This is a genomic window from Paenibacillus favisporus (assembly GCF_040545415.1).
Taxonomy (GTDB): Bacteria; Bacillota; Bacilli; order Paenibacillales; family Paenibacillaceae; genus Paenibacillus_AQ; species Paenibacillus_AQ favisporus.
This window is the reverse complement of record NZ_JBEPLV010000001.1, coordinates 1,189,496-1,213,938: the sequence shown is the minus strand read 5'-3', so window position 1 is coordinate 1,213,938 and position 24,443 is coordinate 1,189,496. Positions and strand designations below refer to the sequence as shown.

The window sequence follows — 24,443 nt, the reverse complement described above, 5'->3', positions numbered from 1 at the left end:
GGAAACTCCTATATCCGGGCGAGAAATCCCTTGGTTGGTGAGGGGAGCCAGTTTGAACCCCCTGATGCCGCGAAAAAAGTGCGGTCAACAGATTGGGAGGTACCTTCTACACTTGTCCATGGGGTGGGATGGATTCCGGGTTCCAGCCGCTGCCTAAATCCGTGTTTCCTGGATCAGATAAAGATGTAGGAACACAGATTCAAAGGCGGCACGTAAACTTTCCACCCCGAATCCATTCCCTGTTTGGTGATACAGTTGCGAAAGTGGAAACCTTAAAAGTCGTTTAGTCTGCCCCCATTCCCTTTCTGTCCTTTTCATAGAGCCTGAGCCCCGCTCTTTCATGCGAACTTCGGCAACCGAATGGGGCCTCCCCTTCCTCCCACAAAAAAAACCCCTCTTCACGTCGTGAAGAGAGGGGCCTCTAAATCACCGTTATCCGGATCAGCTGCACCGCTCGCGAATCCGCTCGAACAGCACGTTATTTTCCAAATGGATGTGCTCGAAGGTGTCTTTTTCCAGCAGTCCAAGCCGCTGGTAGACAAGCCGATACGTGCCGCAGGCATCTGCCGGTAGGGAGAAATCGCCGGTCACTTCCCGCAGCTCCTTCAGCAGATGTCCGGCCTGCTCATGCTCCTGCTCCAGCCCGGGCAGCAGCAGCCGAAGTTCCTCCAAATGCTGCGGATTCGGATTCGCCATAGATTTCAGGATCTGCGGAAATACGTTGTGATCTTCGTCCTCCGTATGCTCCTGCAGTTCACTTTTCAAATCAGTGAATAATTCCTGCACCCGCAGCAGCTCCGGATGACGTTCTCCATGGACGCGGGCCAGCTTTGTCACATAAGGCGTTAACGCGGGAAGTTCTTCGCGCAAAAAAGCGTGATGCTTCTTCTGAATGTATTCGATCAGCTCCGGTTCCGCCAGATCTCCAGGCCGGCTGTCCTGATACTCCGCCATTTTCGTCTCCAGTGTCCGGATCTGTTCCAGAACAGCGCTGGAATCGAGCTTCCGTGTAGTCGCTGCTTCCTCCAGAGGGATTTTGCCTCCGCAGCAAAAATCGATGCGCAATGCGCGGAACAGATCGGCTGACTGCGGTACGGCTGTGACGATGTCGGCTACGTGCGTTTGAAGCGTTAATTGACTCATTGAAAGGACCTCCTGTAGTGGATTCATTCCCATATCGTGATGCAGAACTCATTTACAGCCCCAGTATAAGGAATCTTCGAAGCCTGCCTTGTGATTCCAGTCATACCAAAAGCAAACGAAATGTGAAAACATCCACGGCAGAAAAAAAAAGCTTCCCACACCCTCCCGAACGAGAGGATATGAAAAGCTACATTGCTATGCATCGCCAGTTTAGGTTGTTTAAAATTTCTCGGGAAACTGTTTCACAATGCCTTCTGTCAGGATGTCTGCCAAATGAATCATATGGATCTCGTTTTTGTCGGTTGCCGCGATATCTGCTTTCCAGTCTCCCTTGAGGCAGTCAAGGACGATTTCCGTGATCAGTTGAAGGTGCGTGTACAGCATATCCTGCAGCTCTTTAAACGACCAATTCGGATTCGCAGCGCTTAAAAATTTGGCGATATCGTCGGCGTTACGATGCCAATCCGCTTCTAACTTTTGCACATCCGCCTGGTTACCCGCTTTGGCTGCCGCGACAATTTTCCCTGCAATGAGAATATGTTCTCTTAGAATCTCAGCCAGCTTATTACCGGCAGCTTCCCCGTAATAGGGTTTGATCACATTACCGATGTCCTGCTGGTTCCGCAGGAGCCGGTCCAATACGTCCTGCTGATCCGGACGGTTCGAAATGGCGCTGACAATATAACTTCTTGTCCAGATGGTATGGTCAATCCAAGCTTTTTGCATATCGGTTTTCAGCTGCACCATTTTAGGGCTGATACAAACCGGATTCTTCTTCCCATCCACCATGGCTTGTGCAGGTGCTGCGATCTGAATCATGCTGAAAATAAGCGTCAAGGTTATAAGTAAAGCCTTAAGCCGTTTGTTTTTCACTGTTATCTGCTCCTCTATACGTTTGGAATACATCAGGCTGTCTTAATATGGATAAAAAATACCCGATTTTATACAGAGGAGCAGCTTCATTTCTGATTGCTTCGTTGATTCCTTCTAATTAGACGGTAGGGACGGTTCCTCCATCAATGACATATTCAGCGCCCGTAATTGAAGCAGCACGTTCTGACGCCAGAAAAGCGACAAGTTCGCCAACCTCTTCCGGAAATCCAGGTCGTCCAACGGGAATTCCTCCCAATGCATCCATGACCGATTGGAGCGCACTTTCGAAGCTGCCTGTTACCTGTGCGATATTCTCCATCATCGCGTCTGCTGCAGCCGTTTGAATAAAGCCGGGAGCAACGCGGTTTACACGGATGCCTTGTGGAGAAAATTCTTTCGAAAGGCTTTTGCTGTAGTTGCTTAACGCCGCCTTTGCAGCTGCATAAGGAATTGTAGATTCAACCAGGGGCAATACCCGCTGGATGGATGAGATGTGGATGATGACCCCCTTCCTTTTTTCGAGCATCAACGGGAGCAGTCCCCGATCCAAGCGTACAGCAGCCAATAGGTTCAAGTTTAGAGCTTCGAGCCAATGTTCGTCACTTGCCGCAAAAAAACCTCCTGGAGGTGTGCTGCTCCCCCCTACGTTATTGACGACGATATCGATCGTGCCGAACCGCTCTTTAACAGCTTCGATGACCTTCATCGTTCCTTCATTTGAGGATAAATCGGCCTCCACGAACCGTTCCGGATCAGCAAGGTCCGCTGGCACAGAACGTGCTGTTGTCATCACCGGAGCATCCAAGTGAATGGCAGTGTTGATGGATCAAAAAAAAGACACCGTGATGTGCACGGTATCTTTCTAATCCTCTTTTAATCGCCGGCTGCTTCAAATGTCGTGACAATTTCGTACATCCCCGGCTCAAACTTCGCTATTTTCAAAGCTTCCTGCAGATACGGAAGCGGCCTAGGGTCATTTCGCATGGCTTGATAATCCTCTGCGCTTCTCCATTGGGAATACATCGTAACCTTCGTTCCATCCGTACCTCGATGGAGAATACATGTTATAAATCCTGGGGCGTGTCGGACGGAAACATTCGTTGCGTCGGTCAGCAGTTCGATCAGCCGTTCCTGATTTGCCGGTTCAACGGTAAATACATTGATCAGTGTAAGAACCTGGTTATTCAATGATATTTGAGTCAAGATGTCATCTCCTTGTTGTTATAAGTGGATCCGCTTATATCATGACTCCGGAAGCGCTTGAATCATGCGCGAAACCTCCGGATCCAATTCTTTTGCCGTGTAGTCCGTGGACAGGCTAAGTTTCTCCCAACGCTTGGTTTCTTCCAATTTGCCCTTATCCACTGCGTTCGCAATCGCAACAGCATCGCTTCCGAGCAGTAAGCGGAGCGGCGGGTTATCCTCATTCACGATGGAAATGATCGCTTGCGCAGCTTTATCGGGATCTCCGTTCTCCCTGCCGGTAGTCTCCCGAGCATGCTTCAAATGATTGCCGACCGTGTCCTTATAATCGTCGATAGGCTCGATATGCTTCATTGAGGAACCTGCCCAATCGGTACGGAAACCGCCCGGTTCGATCAGCGTAACCTTTAACCCGAGCGGTCCAACTTCTTTGGAAAGCACCTCGGAGAAGCCCTCTACCGCCCATTTTGCCGTTTGGTATGGTCCTAGACCGGGCGCGCCGATGCGGCCGCCGATCGAGGAGAACTGGACGATATGTCCGTGACCCTGCTCTCTCAGGTGCGGCAGCGCTGCTTTCGTTACGTTAATGACACCCCAAAGGTTCGTTTCCAATTGAGCCCGGAAGTCATCCATCGGAGTTTGTTCAATGGAAGAGATATTGCCGTAACCCGCATTATTCACTAGTACATCCAAACGCCCAAACGTTTCGAAGGCGGCTTGCACGGCAGTCTCAGCCTGCTCAAACCGGGTTACGTCCAGCTCAACGATGTGGACTTGGCTGCCATAGCGTGCTGCAAGATCGGCGATTTGTTCTGTATTGCGGGCTGTTGCCACCAGCTGATCTCCTTTTGCAAGTACCGCTTCTGCAAGACTGCGTCCAAATCCCCGGGAACTGCCTGTAATCAGCCAAACTTTACTCATATCAAAAATGCCTCCTCAACATAGGTTTGGAATGTTCGTTCCAAGATAAATATAACTCAGACATTTCCTTAAGTCAAGAATTTTTGGAATGTGTATTCCATACGAACAAGTTTGACTCTATTTACAATCCGAAGGCTAGATCGCTGAAATTGTTCCGTAAACATGATAAACGGTAGGTTTCTAAAGTGTAAAAGGCTGCATCCTTCCCTTGTTTTATTGAGTTACAATCAACATAGTAGATAAGGAAATTAAGAAAGATGGAATATTAATTCCAATCCAATGTTTTAGATTCAAAGTGCAGTTATTGTCCATATTGGAATATATATTCTAAATTTCACCGCTTTGAGATCGCCGGAAACGACACGATTAAACACCCCAAAAGAGCCAAAGAGGATAACAGATGAGGGCAGCTGAAGGTTAAATTTGATAAGAAATTCATTAATCGGAGGAGTCAAAACAACATAAAAACAGCCTTTTAAGGACCGCAGGCGTCCAAAAGGCTGTTTCTACACAAGTATAGCTTTCCATGAGGCTTCCAGCACTTGCTGAACCTGGACCTCGTCTAACGGATATTTCTGAATATAGTACCCTTTCACGATGGAAGAAATGATCCCATGGATGAGCTGATGGCATAAGTGAGGGTCCATTTCTTTCATGATTCCCTGCTTCTGGCCCTCAACGATCAAAGAAATGACCACGTCACTCGAATGGAGGGCATCGCCCATGTTCCGCAGCTCCGGCGAAATATACGGGGAAAAGGAAAAGCTGTCGATAAACAAAAACTCTTTGGGTGAATCGATCCCGAACTTCAACCTGTTCAGCTGCAGGCATTTAAATCGCTCATACAGGCTCGCATCCGGGTTATAACCGTGAAGGAGGTACTCCCCCATATGTGTCCGCGCTTCTTTGTAAACCGCATTCACCAACTCTTCTTTATTGGCAAAATAGTTATATACCGTGCCGGAACCTACGTTGGCTTTCTTAAATATTTTGGAAAAGGTCACCGACTGCAGCCCCTCTTCATGGATCAAATCCAGCGTGGCCGCCATTATGTCCTGCTTCTTGCTCATGTATTCCACCTCTTGAAACAACATTAGTACGGGCTTGAGGGAGATGTCAAGTTCACACCACCTAATAACAATGTTGTGCAGCATGACAATGATAGCAGAGAGGGGCAAGATGTACGTCAAGTATCCGGGATTCATCATACCGTTAAACGCATAAAAAGCCGCAGTTTATGCGGCTCTTTAAGTACGCTTTTCATGACATCAAACTAGCAGCGACTAACGATATCCAGAGGCATCTGCTGGTTTGCCTGCCTCCTGAACTTCTACAAGGTACCGCCAGCAGTCTGGCTGCGAACCGTCGAGGTCCGTAAAACCATAGACTTTTGCGAGCTGACCGCTTGACAAGGACTTCCCGTTCCACCGGGCAGCTTCCGGATCGCCAGCTAATGCTGCAACTGCACGGCCTACATAACGCGGAGATTCCGATATGATGAAATGGGGTTCCTTTTCGGTAGCATCACGCCAGTTTTCTTCCTTCACACCGAAATGATCAAGCATGATTTCAGAACGCATCCAACCCGGCGTCATGGCCACTGCGGTACACTGATAAGGCGCTAGTTCATGCGCAAGTGATTGTGCCATGCGAATGACTGAGTTTTTGACTAAATCATAAAACATCGATATGCGGTAATTGTTATGATTGTACTCAGCGGTGCCGTCCGTCATTTCGACCACCAGTCCGTTCTTATTTCTGATCAACAACGGCAGGGCAAAATGGCTTGTAATCAAATGCGTGTCGATGCCAAGGCGAAGCATACGAAATCCACGTTCGAGGGAGTGATCCCATACAGGCACATTCCAGTCTGTCAAATTTTCAGCGCCCCATACGTCATTGACCAGAATATCCAATCTCCCCTGCTCTTTCTCAATACGGGCGATAAGGGCCTGGACCTGCTCAGGCTGGAGATGATCGACTTGAACGGCAATTCCTTGTCCTCCCGCAGCACTTACCAGTTCTGCCGTTTCCTCAATCGTTTCAGGACGGTTGTATTCGGATCGTTGTTGGCGCGTCGTTCTTCCTGTGACGTATACGGTTGCCCCTGCTGCCCCTAATTCGACAGCGATGCCCCTGCCGGCGCCTCGTGTTGCTCCAGCGACCAAAGCAACTTTTCCACGTAGTGGTTTCATATCACGTATCACTCCTATCGTTGATCTAACGTTCAATGTCCATGATATAACCTAACTACGTCAAATCTTGTCGTATATAAAAGCAGAATTTCGCATGATACGAACTACATTGTCGCCAGGAAGACATCATAACATTCGGCCAAAAAAACAGCCGCAGCGTACGGCGATCCATGCCGAAGCTCTGCGACTGTAAGTTTAGTCTTCTTTATTATTGGCCATTTTCGTCGGCCGAAGGACCATAGAGGCCCGGTACCGGAATATCGAGAAGCCGCAAATATACCCCGAGCTGTGCCCGGTGATGGATCATATGGCTTAATCCGAAAGTACGAAGAGCGTTAGCCCGTGGTTGGCGAAGGATGATATGGTCGCCGTTACGCAAGGTCCACTCCTCGCCAAGCGCTTGTTCGTCACAATCGTCTAACAGCTTGTCCAGCTTGACGACGTTTGCATCAAATTCATCCAGGATGTCCTGACGACTTGTCAGAGCTTCCCGCCGGAGCGGCACGGTCGATAGATCCAATTCCGGGCTAAGAAAAATCGCGACCTGCCAGTTCAGCAGGTTGATCAGGTGCGTAGTCAGTCCGCCAAGCGTCATCGATTTCTCATGCGGCTTCCATGTCATATGCTCCTCGGGCAGGCGTTCCAGGATGCGGCGCGTAATGGCCAACTCATGCTTTGCATCACCGATGATCAATTGTTTTACCATGAATTCCCTCTCCTTTCTTATAAGACAAGCATACTATAACACCCAGTAAGAGGAAAGGAGAGGATAAAAAGCGGGGAAGAGCTCGTGGCTCCTCCCCGCAAATTCATTTTTATTGATAATCCGAATTCCAAATCCGGGCTTTATAGAAGGCTCCGCCTGTAACGAGACGCTGATCCGCCGGCTGGTACAAGTCAACCGCATCCGTGGTCCAAGTGTACTTTGTGCCTTCTTTCTGGTTAGTCATCACAACTTGCCCGGAAGGCTGGTTGCCTACACTCTTCACCCAATGGTGATTGATCTCAGCGGCCCCCGGATAATCTTCAGACCAGGAATCCGTGGATTTGCTGTACTGATACACCTGCGTATTGGAGGTCACCCACAACTTGTCGGTATCTCCATAGACCGCAAAGAGGTCGTGGCCCCAATTGGTGGGCAGCCGCTTTCTGAGAACCTCCTTCAGAACAGGCGCTGCCGGTGTTCCTTGCACTTTCAGGGCAATTAAATCGTAGTCGCCGACGGCCCACAGTACGTCTTGAGCCGGATCCCACAGCACACCGTGCGCACCAGGCAGCGAAAATTCGGTATACGTTGAAGAATCGGCTCCCTGCGAAGCCGTATAGACCCGCACCCAACCGCCGGCACTCGCCGCAACCGCTACGTTGCCGTCCGGCAGCAGCTCGGCTGCATGCGGGTTACCGCCTACGATGACGCCCCATGCTCTGCTGTTGCCCGAAGGATACGGAACAAGCGCAGCAAGCCCTCTGGAGTCGGTCACAACCATAAATTTGCCCCCCGTTTTACCTTCCCGCAGCTTCACGTCGGATGGCAGACCCCAGCCTTGCAGCAGTCCGCCAAAACCGTTTTTATCTGTGGGCGCCCAAGACCATTTCAGTGCATTAGACTGGTTCCAGTCTTCCTTCTCGGGATCGTAAACACGAATTTCCTCCGAACCCTGATCCGTCACGGCAATCCAATAATCCTTGTGCAGACCGGGATCGGCTGAAGCATGGTGATTCACCATCGTGAACGTTACCGCGGTCATCATCAGAAGCAGCAGACGGGACCTGATGCTGAATTTTCGAATACTCATGTTTATAACCTCCTCATGGTTTAGAACTTGCGTCAAGGATTTGATGCCAATTCACCGTGATGGCCTCCGGATCCGGGTTTCTGACTTCATGCATCATGGGTCCCCGGTAGCCTGCTGCAGCAAACGCATTAAGGATTTCATTCCATTCCAGGTTCCCTGTTCCCGGCATCCAATGCTTTTCGTCCGTTCCGTCATTATCCGAAATATGCGTCGTCACAATCCGTCCGCCCAGTTTCTCAATGAACTGCTGCGGTTTTTCCTTAAACAAATGATTGACGTCGCAGCATACGCCGAGCTCCGGATTACCTTCGGTCAAAAACTCCATTTCATCCGCCGAATGCCCGAGACAAGTGCGCGGGAGGCACTCCGCCGCCAGCCGAAGACCGCCAGCGGCCGCTTCTTGAGCAAGAAGAGCGAGCGTTTGTTTGGAAGTCTTTAAACGGAGCGCTCTTTCTTCCGGTGGAACTGGTTCCCAGCTAGGGTGGTATACCAGCGTCCCGATCCCCCAGTCCGCAGCATAACGGAACAGCTGCCGGACTTTGGCGACGACTTGTTCCAGGGTGTCCTGATCTAGACTGGACGGGTCCCATGCCGTGCCGAAAGGAATGTGCAGCGACCAGACGTCGATTCCCAGACGCCGGGCAGCAGCTACCACCTCATCACACTTCATTTTGACTTCCGGATCGAAAATATCCAGCGGCTGCCACGTCAGTTCGATGCACTGGATTCCAGATTCGGCCGCTTGGTTCAAATCGATCGGGTTGGCCAGGCTGAACGAGGTGCCCAGCTTCCAATTTCCCGGTTTGCGGTTCATGCATTTCCCTCCCGATCCAAACTCGTTTCAGAATTTCCAGCAACAAGGCATGACAGACGGAAAGCTCCACCCTGCGGCATGCTGCAGCTGCTGCCATCTGGCATAGCAATGAGAAGAGGCGTACCTTCCGGCGATTCACCGGTAATATGAAATACGCCGTCCTTGATGAACCAATTCGCTCGAACCGTTCCTTTGGGGGTTATCGCTTGCCCCCGCATATCCTGCAGCGACAAGCAATGCGGTTCGATCCGGATCGTTTCCCAGCCGGGTGCTTCGGGCCTCACCCCCAGCAAGCAGCGGGTGAATTCGTACAGAGGCAGGGCGCCCCAGCCATGACAGTCACTGCGCTGCATGAAGGGATCCTCAGGCCAGGTGGTCAGGTTCAGTTCCAACAGGTCTCGCCACGGCTTCCACATCTGCTCCGTTTCTTCGTATAGTCCTACCTTTTCTATCGCCCTGAATAAATAAAAAGACATCGCATACGAGCACGGCAGCAGATCATCCCGATCCATCATCCGCCGAATTAACTGCCGTCCCTGCTCTCCAGATGCAAGGCCGGTCAGCACGGCCCAGACTTGGGCGTGCTGGCTGTACTGTTCGCATTCGGGACCTTCACGGTACAATCCTGAAGATTCCGACCAACATAGCTGCTGCAAAGCCTGAAGCACATGCCCGGCCCGCGCCTCATATTCGTGTGCAATCTCAAAGCGATTCCCGAGTCGGCTTAATCTTGCTGCGGACTGAAGCGCATAGACATACAGGAGATTATGGATCGTAGAAGGACCGGTAAGCGTCGCCGTCGGCGCACCGTTCAGTTCATCCCATGCTTCGACCCAATCGATAAATTCCCAATAGCCTAACCGGTATACGAGTCCCTGCGGCCCGAGCTTGCGGTCGTACCAGTCCAGAACCGAGTCGATCGTGGCCCGGTAACGCACGGCAACCGATGGATCACCGGTTTGCCAGTAATAATCTTCAACCATGAGAATCCAATGGAGCGAAAAGGCAGGAATGACCTGCGACTCCATGCATGGATACCGCGCTTGGAGAATCCCCTCCGGCAGCAGTGAAGCATGGTAATCGTCGATGGCCCGGCGAGCCAGGCGGGAGTCTCCGCTGACGGCATAAGTGAAAAGAATTTGCAGCCGGGTATCCATGGCATACTGTAATTGCTCGTAATAAGGGCAATCTTCATAGGTTTCATGCATGCATCGCTGCAGTGTTCTGACGCTTACATCCCATAATGGACGAATCCAGGCGGTGGAGGACACAGCCGCTGATTGGACATCCAGCGGATATCCCGTTTCCCTGAACTCCGGGGGGTCAATGACCAATGGCTCGTCACAGGTCTCCACCTCAATTTGCATGAAGCGGAAGGTCCGGAACCAGAACGGCTCGTAAGTCTCCCTCCCCCCTGACGGAAAATACACGTCCTGCTGCCCGATCAGATCATACCGCATTGCATCGTCCCGCTTGCCCTTTAGCGGGAAGCCGCCTTCCCGGTGCTTGGAAAAGCTTTCAGCATACAACAGTGCAACCCGGCTGCCCCGCCCGCCAGACAGGGGGAGGATGATATAACCTGTCGTAAGCTCGCCTGCGTCAAGAACTACCTTCCGCTTCGAATGCGGGGGGATGACATCCGGCTGCGGCTCCGCTGCGCCTTCAATGAACGAAAACAGCTCACCGTTTCCTTTCTTTACATCAACTTCACTCCTGAACCGGCGACTCGTCTCATAGAGGAGCGGGATGGGACGCTCCATCAGCGGAAACGGCGGAATGATGCCGTAAGGTCTGCCGCCCGCCTTCCATCTTCGGATCGGAATAAGCCATTTCCCGTTCTCCGCACTCCCCGGAAGGTTCCAGTGACGAGGCAGCCGCGCGCCATCGACCCGCTCCATTCCCCCCATAAAATGCGTGGGCCCATACGCTTCCCAGGAAACCGCGTCATCCAAACAGACCAGCCATTCGTCCCCACGCTTGCCTGTTGCAAGATCCGCCAATACTTCCCCGTCTTCCGCAACGCAGCGTCCGCTGGCGATCAGGCAAGGGCCTGCTGCGTTGGACGTTACGCTGAAGGGTCCTCCCCAGCCTGGCGGCTGTGCTTCATATGGGCTGTATGCCACCACTTTTACGGCAAGGACATTGTCGCCTGCAGTCAGGTATGAACTTACGTCAATCGTTTCGTAGTAATGACGCCAGCGATCCCCCTTGCATGGGCCTGAAAGAACGGCTTGCCCGTTGATCCATAAGCGGTAGCGGCTGTGGGCGCTGATTGACAGCACAAGCGTGGCCGGTTTGACCAGTGAAAACGAACGGCGGAAATAGGCAACCTCGTTGCGTGCAGCGTTATGTTCATTTACGTGATCCGGATCCGAGCCCCGGGCAGATAGCCACCAAGCATCCGTAAGTTTACTGACGATATCCATTGCGTTCACTTCCAATCGTATGATGGAATTCCAGCCGAACCGGTCCGAGAAGCCCGCCATCCTCCGGGATCGAGAACTGTTCACGGCGCTCTTTCCAATCCGGGCCTGCGTCCTCGAGTTCTTCCGCCTTGCTCATGAGGTTCGATACGACATTGGTGACGCATACCTTAAACCGGTTCAAGCCGGGGGCCAGCCATGGCATCACATCAAAGCGGTATGGCGGAACAAAGCTGAATCCGGCTGATGTGCCGTTCACCTCCACCTCCGCAATTTCCTCCACGTGACCGAGATCCAGAATAACCCGATTCAAAGCCTCCAGCTCGGATGGCGGTATATCCATGGTCCAGGTATATGCCAGTGTACCGGAATAAGAAGGATCCAAGCGGAGCCACGACGGTAACCCGCGCCTCGCTTCTCCCTGCCAGTCAAAGTGAATCTGCCCGCTGTCTATGTCAATGACACCGCTTTGCTGCCCGCCGCGGATATAGGCCGCCGGAACGGGACCCTGCACTTCTTCCTGGACATCGAGAACAGTCGGAATCAGAATCAGTGAACGGTAAGGCGGAATCCGCAGGTGAAATTCCCGCTCATGAGCCGTGTCTGGTGAAATCCGTGACCGCAGATGCCATCGTTCGCCAGTCAATGGCTCCCAGGCATGCAGGGCGTTTACATCCGGTTCCCCTGGCAGACGGATCCATCCGTCAACAGCGGTTTCTACATCTTCATTGCTGACCATCCATAGAGATTGGTTCTCCCTGATCCGGTGGAGGATGCGCAGGTTCTCCCGGCCGCTTCCTTCAAAAGGGAGCTGCGCGGAAATACCGCTGTGGCGAAGTAATTCCGGCAGATCGGACGGGTCGCTTGCCAGATGCATGCCCGGCCCTGACAGGAACGGTGACCGTGGCATTGCTTCCTGCTTCCGTTTCAAGACCCCCGTCGGTCGACGGTTTACAAACATTACGGGAACGCCCGACTGAACCATCTCATGAAGCTTATGAAGCAGCACTTCCGTTACGGCCTCCGTCCCGGGAACAACGACCGCTGCGTAGCTCTCGCTTCGTATCTCCAGCCGGCCCCCGGCGATTCGGGACAGCAGCAGCTCTTCCTGTGGTACGAGGTCGTAGTCGTATTGATTCTCCTGGAGCACCTGCTGGACATCCTCGATCGGGGTCGATTCGCCGGCATTGCCGAGAGCCCCTGGATATAGAAGCAGCAGCGATGCGACATGCCTCCCTTCGCGAAAAAAATAAGAGAGCCGGTTCACATACTGGATATAGGCCGGAAAATAAGGCCATTGCGGATTTAGTCCACCGTCATAAAAATAAGGAGGGCAATCCAGATCGGGCCACTTCGGGTTAAAAGCATGCAGAATAAAATGATTGACCCCCCGCACGGCCTGCCAATCGGTCAGCCACTTCATCATCCTAAGGCCCAGATGCCAGCCGTAGGCCCCAAACGTCTCCGACATGGCCAAATCGTCTTTCAGGCCATAGACATGGGCGGCGGAGCTGGCCAGCTTAGGCAGCCCCCAATAATCCCGATTCCGGTGGCCCGGAATGATCTGGTTGCAAACGACGTCAATCCCGCCTTCATCTGCAAACCGGGAAACTTCAAAAAAGTCGCCCGGTCCCTCCGTGGTCCGCTCATGGAACATGTACCTTTCCCCATGATTCGGGCTCGCTTCGTGTTCGTACCAATGCCCGATATATTTCAGCCCATGATTGCGGCACCATTCGTGAATCGGTCGGCAGTAAGTATCCGCGTATGCTTTATTCAGAAAATCATAGTAATCGTAAATGAAACATTCGCTGCCCTTGCTCTCCCCTTTCAGCCATAATGCCGGCAAAAATCGGATCGGATCGTATCCTTTCGCTTCAATAAACCGCCGACGCAGCTCATAGCCCCAAGGTATTTCCTGTTCAAGATTGAAATAAGCCGGTTCGTCAAAGAAAAAACCTCGGACCGGATTGCCAAAATACACCCCGACTTCTCTTTTCGACGATTCATACACGCGGTCAATGAAAGCTTGCACGGCTCCCGGGTGAAGGGGGTCGATGTAGTTATCGGTCTTATCTTCGATGACAAAGCAGACGATCCACTCTCCCGAAGGGACGTCCCAGTGGATGCCGTGCACGATCCCGTGCATGTGCGGTGAATCGGGGCGGTGCAAGCGTTCGGTCAAATCAACACCCTGCTCGTAACCGATCACCCCCTCCGACATCGGGTAGGCATACACGTTTATCACAACAGACCGGCTCCGGTGCGTCCATGGAGGCATCAGGCTTACCCGATTCAGCGGCCCGCGGTAGCGTATATATTGGAGGCGGATCGACGAACGCCGAAACGCCGGGTCGAGCTTCTGGATCGTATTGCCGGCCACACCGCTCGGATACCATTTTTCATCGAACAGATAGGCACTCACCCCGGCTTCCCGGCACCATCCCAGAATCAGCTTCAAGTCCGACCACCACTTCGGCCCAAGATAGTCCCAATGGGGTCTCGACTCCAGCGTCAGCTCTCCGATTCCCGACCCGACGGCCAAGTCGAATGTCTTCCGGAGCTCTTCGGGGCTTTCCGTCCCATGCAGCCAAAATAAGGTTCCCGTCAACTTCGGAGGCTCCAGGAAGTGATGGCTCCATGAATCAGGTACACGCATGTTCGTTTTCATTGTTTCGTCATCCTTTCACGCTGCCCATAACAATCCCTTTAATAAAGAAGCGCTGCAGGAACGGGTACACCAGGATGATCGGCAGTGCCCCGAGAAAAATCTGGGCCGTTTTCACCGTTTGTTCCGATAAATCCTGAAGCAGCGACAAATCGGTTGAAGTCAGCATCGTGAGGTCCTGACCGACAATGATCGTTCTCAAATAGCTCTGGAGCGGGTAGTTTTCCGGCGAGTTCATCAAGATGAGACCGTCAAACCAGCTGTTCCAATGGCTGACAATCGTGAACAGCCCGATCGTCGCCAGCGCAGGCAATGACAGCGGCGCATAAATGCGCCAAAGCGTCGTCCAATGGCCGGCTCCGTCCATAAAGGCGGACTCCTCCAGCTCCTTGGGCAGCCCCCGGTAAAAATTCAGCAGCAGGATCACGTTAAAAACCGGAACCGCCCCCGGTAATACGAGCGCCCAAATCGAATCGAGCATCCCCAGGGACTTTATCGTCATATACCAGGGGATGAGGCCGCCGTTGAACAGCATCGTCAGGACGAGCAGCCACGCGTACATCGTTCTCCATTTGAATTTCGATTTCTCTTTTGCCAGCGGATATGCGGTCAAAATGGTGAGAAACATGCTGATGGATACGCCAAGCACGACACGTTTCAACGTGATCCATAATGCAGTTAGGAATTCAGGCTTTTTCAATACGTATTCGTAAGCATTCGGCGTAAATTGAACCGGCCATAATTTGACCAATCCGCCCATCGCCGCTGCACTGGAGCTAAATGATACCGAAAGCACGTGAACAAGCGGCAGCAGGCACAGGACGGAGATAGCGAGAAGAAACGTGTAATTGAAAGCCACAAACAAGGTGCGGCCGATCCCCCGTTTTCGAACCATGAAGTCCCCTCCTCCGTCAAAAGATCCGGTATCCGGCAAACCGGTAAGCCAACAGGTATGATGAAGAGATCAGCACAAGCGACACCACGGATTTGAACAAGCCTACGGCCGTCGCCACGCTGTATTGCGCATCGATCAATCCGATCCGGTATACGAATGTATCGATGATATCCCCGCTTTCATACACCTGCGGACTGTACAGATTGAACACCTGATCGAATCCGGCATTCAGCACATTTCCCAGACTTAGCGTCGTCATCAGGACGACGACCGGCAAAATACCGGGGATCGTAATGTTCAGTGTCTGCCGCCAACGGCTTGCACCGTCGATCTCTGCCGCTTCGTACAGCGACTGATCAATTCCGGTAAGCGCTGCCAAATATACAATCGTACCGAAGCCAAAGTCCTTCCACGTATCCGTGGCAACCAGCACATACGGAAACCAGTGATTGTCGCCCAGAAAATAAACCGGATCCATTCCTAACCAGCCGAGAAACTGATTGAGAATCCCCTTCAGCGACAACACATCGATCAAAACGCCTCCCAAGATGACCCATGACAAAAAGTGAGGCAAATAGATGAGCGTCTGGATCATCCGCTTGATCTTCTCTCTCGCCATTTCATTCAGAAGGAGCGCTACCGTGATCGGAACCACAAGGCCTGCGATAATTTTCATGACGGCAATAAAGATCGTGTTGAATACGATTTGGGAAATACCGGGAAGATGATACACGTAGAGAAAATTGTCCAAGCCGACCCATTCCGATCCGAAAAAGCCCTTATTCGGATAAAATTTCTGAAACGCGATGACGATGCCTACCATCGGCCAATAGCTGAACACGGCAAGGAGGACAAGCGCCGGCAGAAGCATAAAGTGAAGCGGCAGTTCATGCCTCCATTTCTTGAATGTCATTTCATCGCCTGCCCTTCTTTGATTACTTGACCGATTTGGCCCAGTCATTAACTTCGTTGGTCATATCGGTTCCGCCAAGCTTTTTCCAATCCTCGACAAATTTATCGAACGCACTGATCGGTTCGCCCATAATAACCTTGGTAAATGTCTCCAGTTCCATTTTGTCCAGTGTCGCTTTCTTGTCCCCCATGCTCTCGGTCGGTGCTCCGAAAAACTCGTTCATGAGCGGCAGGTTTTCCTTTTGATACTGGTTGATGACCGCGAATGAGCTGGAATCGCCGAACACCCTCGCCTGATTCCATTGCTTATTGTCACCGTTATTAAATTGCTTGATCTTCTCGTAAGTCGTCAGTTGTTCTCCATTCAGCTTGGATGTGTCCCCGGTTTTTAAGCTCTCGATGACAGACAGGTGAACATCCAGGTTTTTCGTTGGAGACCAGGCATTGAATGGCGCATGCTTAAACAGCTCGATGCCATCCGGGGAACTGAAGAAGTGGCTGAAATCCGCCTTCTCACCCCAACCCTTCTCGATAAACAAGTTGACCATCTGCATGACCGCTTCGGGATTTTTGGCGCCTTTTTTGACTGCATAATACGCAAATACCGGATTTCCGACTTGCGGCCTTGCCGGATCGGAATCAACGGAGACGATTTTGTAGGCCTCCCACTCCATCTGCGGATCCAGGTCTTTACCTTTCTGGAGCGGATTGATCGGATTCCACATCGCTCCGTAATACAGCCCGATTTTTCCTGCAACCGCATCCTCGCCCGTCTTGTTTCCATCCTTCACGCCAAACTCCTTATCCAGCAGCCCCGCTTTGTACATTTCCTGCAGCTTCAGCAGCGCCGCCTTTGTCTCAGGCAGGATGGAACCATAGACTAAGCTGCCGGAACTATCCTTAATCCACGCTCCGGGATAAGCATGGAAACCGTTAAAGAAGCCGCCAAGACCCATGATGCCGCCGCCGACGATGCCCTTGTTGATCCCCAGTCCGAAGGTGTCGTTTTTTCCGTTTCCATCAGGATCCTGCTTGGCAAAGGCCTCTGCGATTGTATAGACGTCATCCATCGTTTTTGGCTCCGGCAGCTTCAGCTTCTTGAGCCAGTCGGTCCGAACCCAAAGGACGTTCGCTCCATCAATGGACGAGTTCGTATTCGGAATGGCCATCAGCTTACCATCAAATTTGGCGGAATCGAGCTGTGCACCATCCATAAATTGTTTGGCCAGCGGAGTTGCATACTTTTCATAAACACTCGACAAATCTTCGACCATATCGGCGTCTACCAATTGTTTGAGCTGATTTGCGTTAACCGGAATAATGTCGGGAAGATCTCCTGATGCAATCATGACGTTCATTTTCTGGGTCGCATCATCACCGCTGGTAGCGATCCATTTAAATTTCAGATTGATGCCAAGTTCGTCCTTATAGGCACGGGTCCACTCGTTATTCTCAAGGGTATCGCTGCCGGCAAACTTTACCGAAGCATCCGCGGTTCTCACCGTAGTCACTTCGATTGGCGACGTGTACTTGCTGAGCGGCCCTGCAGAAGCTGCTGTGGAAGCAGCCTTATCCGAGCCGGCATCTGGCTTGGTATCCGAAGATTCGTTTGTGGAAGAACCGCAGGCCGATACGACAATCATCGAGCTGACCGCGAGAAGCGCCAGCATAGCTTTGACTGACTTCATGAGTACCCTCCCATTTCTGTTATCGCTTTTCAGCCCTCGTGATCCACGGGTTACCACTTGCCGAGCTCTGGACAAGCGGTCTGTCGACCGGTGATTCTAGGCCTTACCCATATTATAAAGTGACGTATTTAGCCATCCCATAATAAGAATTGCACATTACTTGCTCGAATTGCACGACTTGGAGCACTGCTGCGAAACACCAGCTGCATCAATTATTTAAATCTGGTCGGCTGGTGCTTTTCTCTGAACTCCTGGGGCGTACTGCCCGTTTTCTTTTTAAAAATCCGTGTAAAATAGGCAGGGGATTCAAACCCTACTTTTTTGCATATTTCATGCATCTTCAAATGGGATTCGACGACCAGTTCTTTTGCTTTTTTGATCCGTTCGTCGGTGATATAATCAGGCAAATTCACGCCGGTCATTTGTTTGTACAATCTCGACATATAATAGGGATTCAGATGTACAAGATCCGAGAGCGTCGTCAGGGACAAGTCGGAGTCCAGATGTTCTTCCACATAGCGGTTCAACCTGGATACCACTTGATTCGTATGCTCCTTTTTCTCATCATCACGCGCTTCGATCAGTCGCAGTGCCGCATGAATCAAATAATGGAATGCGTCTTTTCTGGTCGCGTGCAGCTGATAATGAGACACCCGGTCCATCTCTACTTCCTCTAGCGCCGCATGATCCACAGCCCACCGGTTCAATTGAGTCAACAGATGCGAAGCGATGGCGTAGTAAATTTCGAGAAAAAAACCAACATCCTCGTAAAACGGGTCCATCATACCGGACAGTAAGGAAAGCAGCTTATGCATTTCCTGCTTCTCCTCTTCGGAGACGTAGTCGTTCCCCGACCATTTTCGAACCAATTGACGTATCGTTTGCTTCTGAATTTCACTTTCGTCCACCGAAAAATCTCCCGATTGCTGGCCTTCGATCAGGATGGTCTCCTGGCCGATTCCCAGCCCGCGGCTAAGGCCTGCGCGCAGCTTCTGATATCGGGCCGGGATTTCTCTCCATTCCACCCCTTCTTTAGCAGCCGCCAGTGAAAGAGGAATCTTCAACAGCTCCAGGCTCGTCGATTGGATCATTTCCAGGGTGCCATGAACAAACCTGATCGTTCGGGACCATTCGTCCTCAGGGGCTGCTGCATGGGTTGAACCGCATTCCAACAGCACCTTAGGCTGGATCAGCCAGAAAAAGCGGTTATGCTCTACATCGACGGATTGAAGCGCACAGGAAGACAGGTATTCCTTCGCAATATTATGGATGGCAAACATCATATGCGCTTTATCCGCAGCCTTTGTCATTTGAATGGGCCAGCGGTCGACCCTCCCCATAACCAGCATGACCTTCCCGTCAAGCGTAAGTGGAATGGATAAACTCTTCAGCAGCTCGGGCTTCAGCGATTTCAGCGGCTGGATTCCTTCGCAAAATCCTTGAAGAATTTCTCTCTGCAGCGCCGGTACGGCTAGCTGAAACTGCTCCGAAGCTTTATCGAGAAATCCGGCATTCATTCGTTCGGTTTGCAGCAGCTCGATCGCCTTTCGGACGCTGCGCAGCAGCGTTTCGTCGCTTTCGGTCTTGAGAATGTAATCCATGCACTGATTGCGAATGGCCGTCTGCGCGTAATTGAAATCCGGGTGCCCGGTCAGAAAAATGATTTTGCAGGCCGGCCATCTCTCGTTGATATGCTCCTGCAGCTCAAGGCCGGTCATCCCGGGCATCCATATATCCGACAGCACGATGTCAAACCGGATCGCATTCAGCTTCTCCAAGGCTTCATCTCCGCCATAAGCGCGGTGCAGATCCAATTGCAGTTCTTCTTCCTCTTGCAGAAGACGATAGATTCCGTCAACGATAATGGGTTCGTCATCAACGATCAGCAAACGATTCATATTCTGTCCTCACCCTCCGAAGGAATTGTCATTTCGACCCTTAACCCGCCCAGCTTGCCTCTCGACATCCGGAGACCATAGCGATCACCGAATTTAATTTGAATTCTTCGATGGACATTGACCAGTCCCGTCGTCTCAAGCGGGGGTTGCCCCGTCCCAAGCTTGGACTGCAGCTCTCTTAAACGTTCATCCGTCAATTCGTCCCCATTATCCTCCACAGCGATCACAATCCCATTGGCGGCGTCCTCAAAGGTGATTTCGATCATGCCGTCCTTCTTTTTGTTCACCAGCCCATGGTTATACACATTTTCGACGATCGGCTGAAGAATCAGCCTTGGAACTTCCCGCTTCTTGTAAGCAGACGGCAGCTCACCCAGCTGTACGGAAATACGGTTCGAAAACCGGAAGGATTGAATATCGACGTACGTCTTGACAAACATCCACTCCGCCTCGAGCGTCACTTCCCCGTCGCCGTCGCGCGTGACGAATTGGAAGTATTGCCCCAAGTATTGAGCGAACGTGGTCACGCCTTCGTAATCCTCGTTTTTGGCAATGCGTGAGAGTGTAAAGAAGCTGTTGTATAAAAAGTGGGGGTTAATCTGCGACTGCAGCTGCCGGAACTCCGACACCTTTGCCCGGTATTTCTGCTCGTACACTTCGTGAATCAACACGCGGATATGTTCCAGCATTGCATTAAATTGAATGTAAAGGTATGAGAATTCATCCTTGAAACGGTAGGAAACCACATGGTTGAAATTCCCGTGTTCGACCGAGCGAAATGCCTTCACCAAAGTCCGCAATGGCTGATGTATCAATCGATAAATGATGTAGGAGAAATAGGCAATGATAAAAATCGAGATGATGGAAAAAAGGCGAAACCAGAACCGGTAGGTATTCAAAGGTCCCAGCACGCTGTCCTGAGGCAAATAGGTCAGAAGGACAGCATTCATGGTCGAGGAGTGCTCATAACTGATAAAATAGACTTTCGATCCGATTTCAATCGACTCTACTCCTTTCTTGGACCCGGAGCTGATTTTACCCGTAACCCAATCACGCAAGCCCGTTTCCGTCTCAGGACGATGCAGGCTCGAGAGGCTCCATTGGTTGCGGTCGTCGATCAGCAGGGCGCCGCCTTGAGCGTTGTCAATCATGTCGCCCAGCGCCTTGACGATCTCCTTTTGATCAATTTCTATATCGACGAGATAAGAGGGTTCTTCTTCGGACAGAATGTTTTCGGGGTAAGGCATACTGATAAACAAGCGGTTTTTCCAGGCGATAAACGGCGAATACCCCCGTTGTTCCGATGTGCTCAGCACGTTGAATTCATCCTTGGGGATGATATCCACACCATTGTTGGATGAGATGGTCCGATCCAGCATCGAAATATGAATGCTTGCATTGGTAATGTAACTGCTGGATGCCTTCAGGAGCAGCATCTGCTTCTGCAGGCGCAGCATCGCCTTCGTCCGCTCGTAATCCGGCATGATCGAGGCAGCCACGCTGAGCTTACCGATATCATCGTCCGTAATATACTCTCTGCCGAGCTTGATCATTTTACTGAAGTCCTGGTCCAGCGAAGCCAAGTAAAAATGCACTTTTGCCAGCATGGAGCTGGAGATTTCCTCCTTGACGGAGTTCTGTCCGACCCGGTTCATCTGGGCGCTGACTGCATAGAGAGGAGCCACGATAAACAGAAAAGTAAGCACCAGCCTCAAGTAAATGCTCAGTTTGGGACGTTTGATCAACGACATGGGCACCCCCGTTTTTCAGCTTGTCCGCCATGGACAATGATGGTTAGGATCTCAACATTCATTCTATCGCCGCAGGAATATTTAGAAAAGATAAAGAAACATCCGCCGGCTGTATACCAGCTGGTGGATGTCGGAGGTTGTTTTATTGCTATCCGAGACTTGCGCCTTCATTGTAGATTGTGTGAGCGGAAATCTCCATAATAATCATTCGTGTTCCGTTGTCTGATTTGGAGCATTTTCCGGGTTATGCACCGAATGACCATGAAAAAAGACTGCCGGTAAATGATCACCGACAGTCTTTCTTTTTGAAGCAGCATCTGTTTTGCGTCATCCGCTTACAGCACAAACCGGAGTACCATCAAGGAAAGAATGCCTACCACTACCGTTCCTAATAAGCTTCGCGTCAGGATCGCCGTCGCAAAGGTAGGGATGGCGGCCAAAATTTCAACGTAATGCTGTAAAATATGGACCTTTCCGTCCGTCGTGAACAGCTCCTGCGCAATTAATGCCGCCATAACGGCAACAGGTACGTAATTAAGCCAGCGCATGGTCCACTCAGGCAATTGCATACGGCTCAGCAACACGAGCGGAAGAACGCGCGGAAGAAGCGTGACGACGGAGGCGCCCATGATCGCCAGCAGGATGTGCCATCTTATTTCCATTTTTCCACCACCATTCCAATGGCAGCCGCCACGATGGTTGCTATAATAACCGCCACACTCCCGGATACAAAGGAGCCCGCTCCGAGCACGATCAGAACCGCGCAGACGGCTACGATGAGATCTTTCCGGATGATCTTTCTGCTGATCATCTGGAGGACAAGGAGCCCGATAAACATGGCGGTCAGTGCAAAATCAAGGCCGTATTTCTCAGGATCGGTAATCCACTTCCCGAAAAACGCTCCCGCGATGGTGGCGATGATCCAATTCAAATATGCGGTAATATTAAGGCCGTGCATCCATTTTTCACTGAGGGAGCTGCGATTCATCGCCTTATTCATGGCGACCCCGAAAGTTTCGTCTGTAAGCAGCGTGCCGATTAACATCGTCTTGAATGCGGACAGGTGGCGGAAATAAGGCGACATAGCTGCGCTGAGCAGTAGATGGCGCAAATTGACGATGAATACCGTAAGAATGATGGCTGCCGCCGACCCATGCGCCGCAATCATGCCCGCCATTATAAATTGTGCCGAACCGGCATAAATCAAGGTGGACATCAAGGTAATCTCGAGGACGGATAAACCGGAGGTTTTGCCTACGACACCTGCGGCGAATCCAATGCTTAAGTAACCCAGCAGTGTGGGGATGCAGTCTCTGATCCCCTGCAGCAAGCTGTCTTCTTTCACTTCGATTTCTTGTTGATGGAGTTGAACATTCTCTGTCACGTCTTTTATCCTCTATTCTTTTCGGTGTTGTTCGTTGTTGAGCCGGAAAATAAAATAACGATGCGTCTCTAAGTGTGGTCACAGGCCGGCCAATTCGTGCGTTATACCATCCTTTTTGTACATTATAACACACAATATATCGGGTGCGGATGAAGTTGATATAATTTCAGATTCCATTCGGGCTATCCTGCCTCTGTTCTATTGATCCTGTAACCCAAGCAAAATCAAAAAAACCGGCCCCCCTTCGTACCCAGTACGAAATGGAGCCGGAGTCTGAATCATCCGCTGCTTAATCGTTATCTTCGATGACAGCAATGCCGTCGATTTCAAGGAGAACGGATGGGCGGGCGAATTCCGAAACAAATAGAACCGTGACCAAAGGAGGATGTTCTAATTCACCCGCTATCTCCTGAAATGCTTTGTAACCAACTCGGGGATCGCTTCCGCTGACTAAATAAATATTGAGTTTAACCAAATTGGCGAAACTTGCATTTTCAGATGCTAGAATCGTTGCGATATTATGCAGCGCCTGCTTGGTCTGTACTTCCAAATCACCGGGTCCAACAAGTTCGCCTGACGCATTAACGGCATTTTGCCCACCGATATAAATTGTTTTTGCCTTTCCGCTTACGGTAATCGCCTGACTGAACGCTTTGGATTGGAATAATCCCTCCGGGTTTTTATGCTCCATTCTGAATGTAGACATTCATCTTCCTCCTTCAAGTTTCATGGTTTACATTCATTATAGGCATCTTCACTGACAGCCCCCGTCAGTGAAGTTCAATTTTCATCTTCCGCATACAGCTCGGCGATTTGACAGGCCATTGCTTTGATTTGATTTTTCAACGCGATCGGCTCCAACACCCGGATGCTCGTTCCAAAGGTAAGCAGATATCTCGGAAGATATTTGTCAATCGTTGGGGTGTCGATGAGGAACCGCGCTTCGGCGTCGGTACGTTCCGTCAAATAGTGATGCATATGCCAGTGGCTGCATATCGCATCCAGACTCCTCGTATCTCCTTCAATTCGGATTAACACCATCGGTCCTTCCGCTTCTCGCTCCTTGTGCGATTGTTCGCGGAAATAGTCCTCTGTCGAGAAGTTCTCCGGCGTGGTGAAAAAGGCTTCCGTCCGGAATACACTCTCGATCCGGTCCACACGGAAAGTCCGAATTTCGGAAGATTGGTGGCAGAATGCGATGAGATACCATTCGTTTCTGCGTAAGGTCAACCCATAGGGATCGATACTCCGATCTTTGGCCGAATCGGAGTTTTCTTTACGGTAAGCGATGAGAAGCGTCTGTCCGTCCAAAATCGCCTGCTCCAACTGCCGGAGCATAGGAACAATACCCGGATGGGACGCGGAAGAGATGACACTGAAGCCGCTCGTCAGACGCTGCAGATCCAGCATTTGTTCTTCATTCAAACTGTGTTCAATTTTTTCCAGCGCTTGCTCGAGTTCATCCGTATACGGATACCCGACACCCTTCGCGAACTTCGATGCGTCTACGATCGCCTTGAGTTCTACCGACCGAAAAAATAAAGGCGTTTCCTTGAAGGTCTCCAATATATAGAACCCTCCGTCATGCCCTGAATCAGCAACAATCGGAACGCCGCTGACGCTTAATGCATCGATATAGCGGTAAACCGTCCGAACGCTGATCTCCAATTGATCCGCTATTTGCGCGGCGGTCAGCTTTTTTCTGGATTTAAGCATCCAAAGGATGGCCAGCATGTTATCCCATTTTGCCAAGATGAGGTACTCCTTCCAAACCGTATTCTTCCAAAAGTATACCTTTGAAATGGGTGCGGAGGAAGAGTCTTTATATAAGGGACTTCTACTGAATGACATTTAACAGATAACAAAAAATCCCCAACCT

At 51.1% G+C, this 24,443-nt stretch carries 21 protein-coding genes; all 21 read right to left on the bottom strand.

The window, feature by feature from the left end:
* Positions 1 to 441 precede the first annotated feature (441 nt).
* Positions 442 to 1,143, bottom strand: a complete 702-nt coding sequence (gene ric, locus ABID47_RS05700; protein WP_354495223.1) for an iron-sulfur cluster repair di-iron protein — start codon at positions 1,141 to 1,143, stop codon at positions 442 to 444.
* A 219-nt stretch (positions 1,144 to 1,362) separates the two neighbouring features.
* Entirely contained in the window at positions 1,363 to 2,016 is a 654-nt protein-coding gene (locus ABID47_RS05695) for a glycosyltransferase (protein WP_354495222.1), read from the bottom strand.
* A 118-nt stretch (positions 2,017 to 2,134) separates the two neighbouring features.
* Positions 2,135 to 2,809 carry an SDR family oxidoreductase gene (locus ABID47_RS05690; RefSeq protein ID WP_354495221.1) on the bottom strand — a complete coding sequence of 225 codons (675 nt, stop codon included), beginning with the start codon at positions 2,807 to 2,809 and terminating at the stop codon, positions 2,135 to 2,137.
* 80 nt (positions 2,810 to 2,889) lie between these two features.
* Complete coding sequence (locus ABID47_RS05685; protein WP_354495220.1) at positions 2,890 to 3,219, bottom strand: antibiotic biosynthesis monooxygenase family protein; 330 nt, start codon at positions 3,217 to 3,219, stop codon at positions 2,890 to 2,892.
* A gap of 39 nt (positions 3,220 to 3,258) precedes the next feature.
* Entirely contained in the window at positions 3,259 to 4,140 is an 882-nt protein-coding gene (locus ABID47_RS05680; RefSeq protein WP_354495219.1) for an oxidoreductase, read from the bottom strand.
* 506 nt (positions 4,141 to 4,646) lie between these two features.
* A complete protein-coding gene (locus ABID47_RS05675) occupies positions 4,647 to 5,210 on the bottom strand; it encodes a TetR/AcrR family transcriptional regulator (protein ID WP_145018153.1) in 564 nt (187 codons plus the stop codon).
* Between the two features lie 213 nt (positions 5,211 to 5,423).
* Positions 5,424 to 6,335: an SDR family oxidoreductase gene (locus ABID47_RS05670; protein ID WP_354495218.1), complete on the bottom strand. Its 912-nt coding sequence runs from the start codon at positions 6,333 to 6,335 to the stop codon at positions 5,424 to 5,426.
* A gap of 208 nt (positions 6,336 to 6,543) precedes the next feature.
* On the bottom strand, positions 6,544 to 7,041 hold the full coding sequence (locus ABID47_RS05665; RefSeq protein ID WP_354495217.1) for a DinB family protein: 498 nt from the start codon (positions 7,039 to 7,041) through the stop codon (positions 6,544 to 6,546).
* 109 nt (positions 7,042 to 7,150) lie between these two features.
* Entirely contained in the window at positions 7,151 to 8,131 is a 981-nt protein-coding gene (locus tag ABID47_RS05660) for a DUF6528 family protein (RefSeq protein ID WP_354495216.1), read from the bottom strand.
* Positions 8,132 to 8,144: 13 nt separating this feature from the next.
* Positions 8,145 to 8,945, bottom strand: a complete 801-nt coding sequence (locus tag ABID47_RS05655; protein ID WP_354495215.1) for a sugar phosphate isomerase/epimerase family protein — start codon at positions 8,943 to 8,945, stop codon at positions 8,145 to 8,147.
* Complete coding sequence (locus ABID47_RS05650) at positions 8,942 to 11,371, bottom strand: alpha-L-rhamnosidase-related protein (protein ID WP_354495214.1); 2,430 nt, start codon at positions 11,369 to 11,371, stop codon at positions 8,942 to 8,944. The genes ABID47_RS05655 and ABID47_RS05650 overlap by 4 nt, the downstream gene beginning before the upstream one ends.
* On the bottom strand, positions 11,355 to 14,039 hold the full coding sequence (locus ABID47_RS05645; protein ID WP_354495213.1) for a glycosyl hydrolase: 2,685 nt from the start codon (positions 14,037 to 14,039) through the stop codon (positions 11,355 to 11,357). Before ABID47_RS05645 ends, ABID47_RS05650 begins: the two co-directional genes overlap by 17 nt.
* Before the next feature lie 7 nt (positions 14,040 to 14,046).
* The gene (locus ABID47_RS05640; RefSeq protein WP_354495212.1) at positions 14,047 to 14,931 is read right to left on the bottom strand and encodes a carbohydrate ABC transporter permease; all 885 of its coding nucleotides are present in this window, start codon (positions 14,929 to 14,931) and stop codon (positions 14,047 to 14,049) included.
* A gap of 16 nt (positions 14,932 to 14,947) precedes the next feature.
* The gene (locus ABID47_RS05635; protein WP_354495211.1) at positions 14,948 to 15,844 is read right to left on the bottom strand and encodes an ABC transporter permease; all 897 of its coding nucleotides are present in this window, start codon (positions 15,842 to 15,844) and stop codon (positions 14,948 to 14,950) included.
* Positions 15,845 to 15,866: 22 nt separating this feature from the next.
* Positions 15,867 to 17,531 (bottom strand): extracellular solute-binding protein, encoded by a 1,665-nt coding sequence (locus ABID47_RS05630; protein WP_354495210.1) that lies wholly within the window; start codon positions 17,529 to 17,531, stop codon positions 15,867 to 15,869.
* 212 nt (positions 17,532 to 17,743) lie between these two features.
* A complete protein-coding gene (locus ABID47_RS05625) occupies positions 17,744 to 19,429 on the bottom strand; it encodes a response regulator (protein ID WP_354495209.1) in 1,686 nt (561 codons plus the stop codon).
* Complete coding sequence (locus ABID47_RS05620; RefSeq protein ID WP_354495208.1) at positions 19,426 to 21,180, bottom strand: sensor histidine kinase; 1,755 nt, start codon at positions 21,178 to 21,180, stop codon at positions 19,426 to 19,428. Before ABID47_RS05620 ends, ABID47_RS05625 begins: the two co-directional genes overlap by 4 nt.
* A gap of 335 nt (positions 21,181 to 21,515) precedes the next feature.
* Complete coding sequence (locus tag ABID47_RS05615; protein WP_076164501.1) at positions 21,516 to 21,842, bottom strand: AzlD domain-containing protein; 327 nt, start codon at positions 21,840 to 21,842, stop codon at positions 21,516 to 21,518.
* Positions 21,833 to 22,564, bottom strand: coding sequence for an AzlC family ABC transporter permease (locus ABID47_RS05610; protein WP_354495207.1), 732 nt, complete (start codon positions 22,562 to 22,564; stop codon positions 21,833 to 21,835). The genes ABID47_RS05615 and ABID47_RS05610 overlap by 10 nt, the downstream gene beginning before the upstream one ends.
* A 289-nt stretch (positions 22,565 to 22,853) precedes the next feature.
* Positions 22,854 to 23,270, bottom strand: coding sequence for a RidA family protein (locus ABID47_RS05605; RefSeq protein WP_354495206.1), 417 nt, complete (start codon positions 23,268 to 23,270; stop codon positions 22,854 to 22,856).
* A gap of 74 nt (positions 23,271 to 23,344) precedes the next feature.
* On the bottom strand, positions 23,345 to 24,316 hold the full coding sequence (locus tag ABID47_RS05600; protein WP_354495205.1) for a helix-turn-helix transcriptional regulator: 972 nt from the start codon (positions 24,314 to 24,316) through the stop codon (positions 23,345 to 23,347).
* Positions 24,317 to 24,443: the final 127 nt, after the last annotated feature.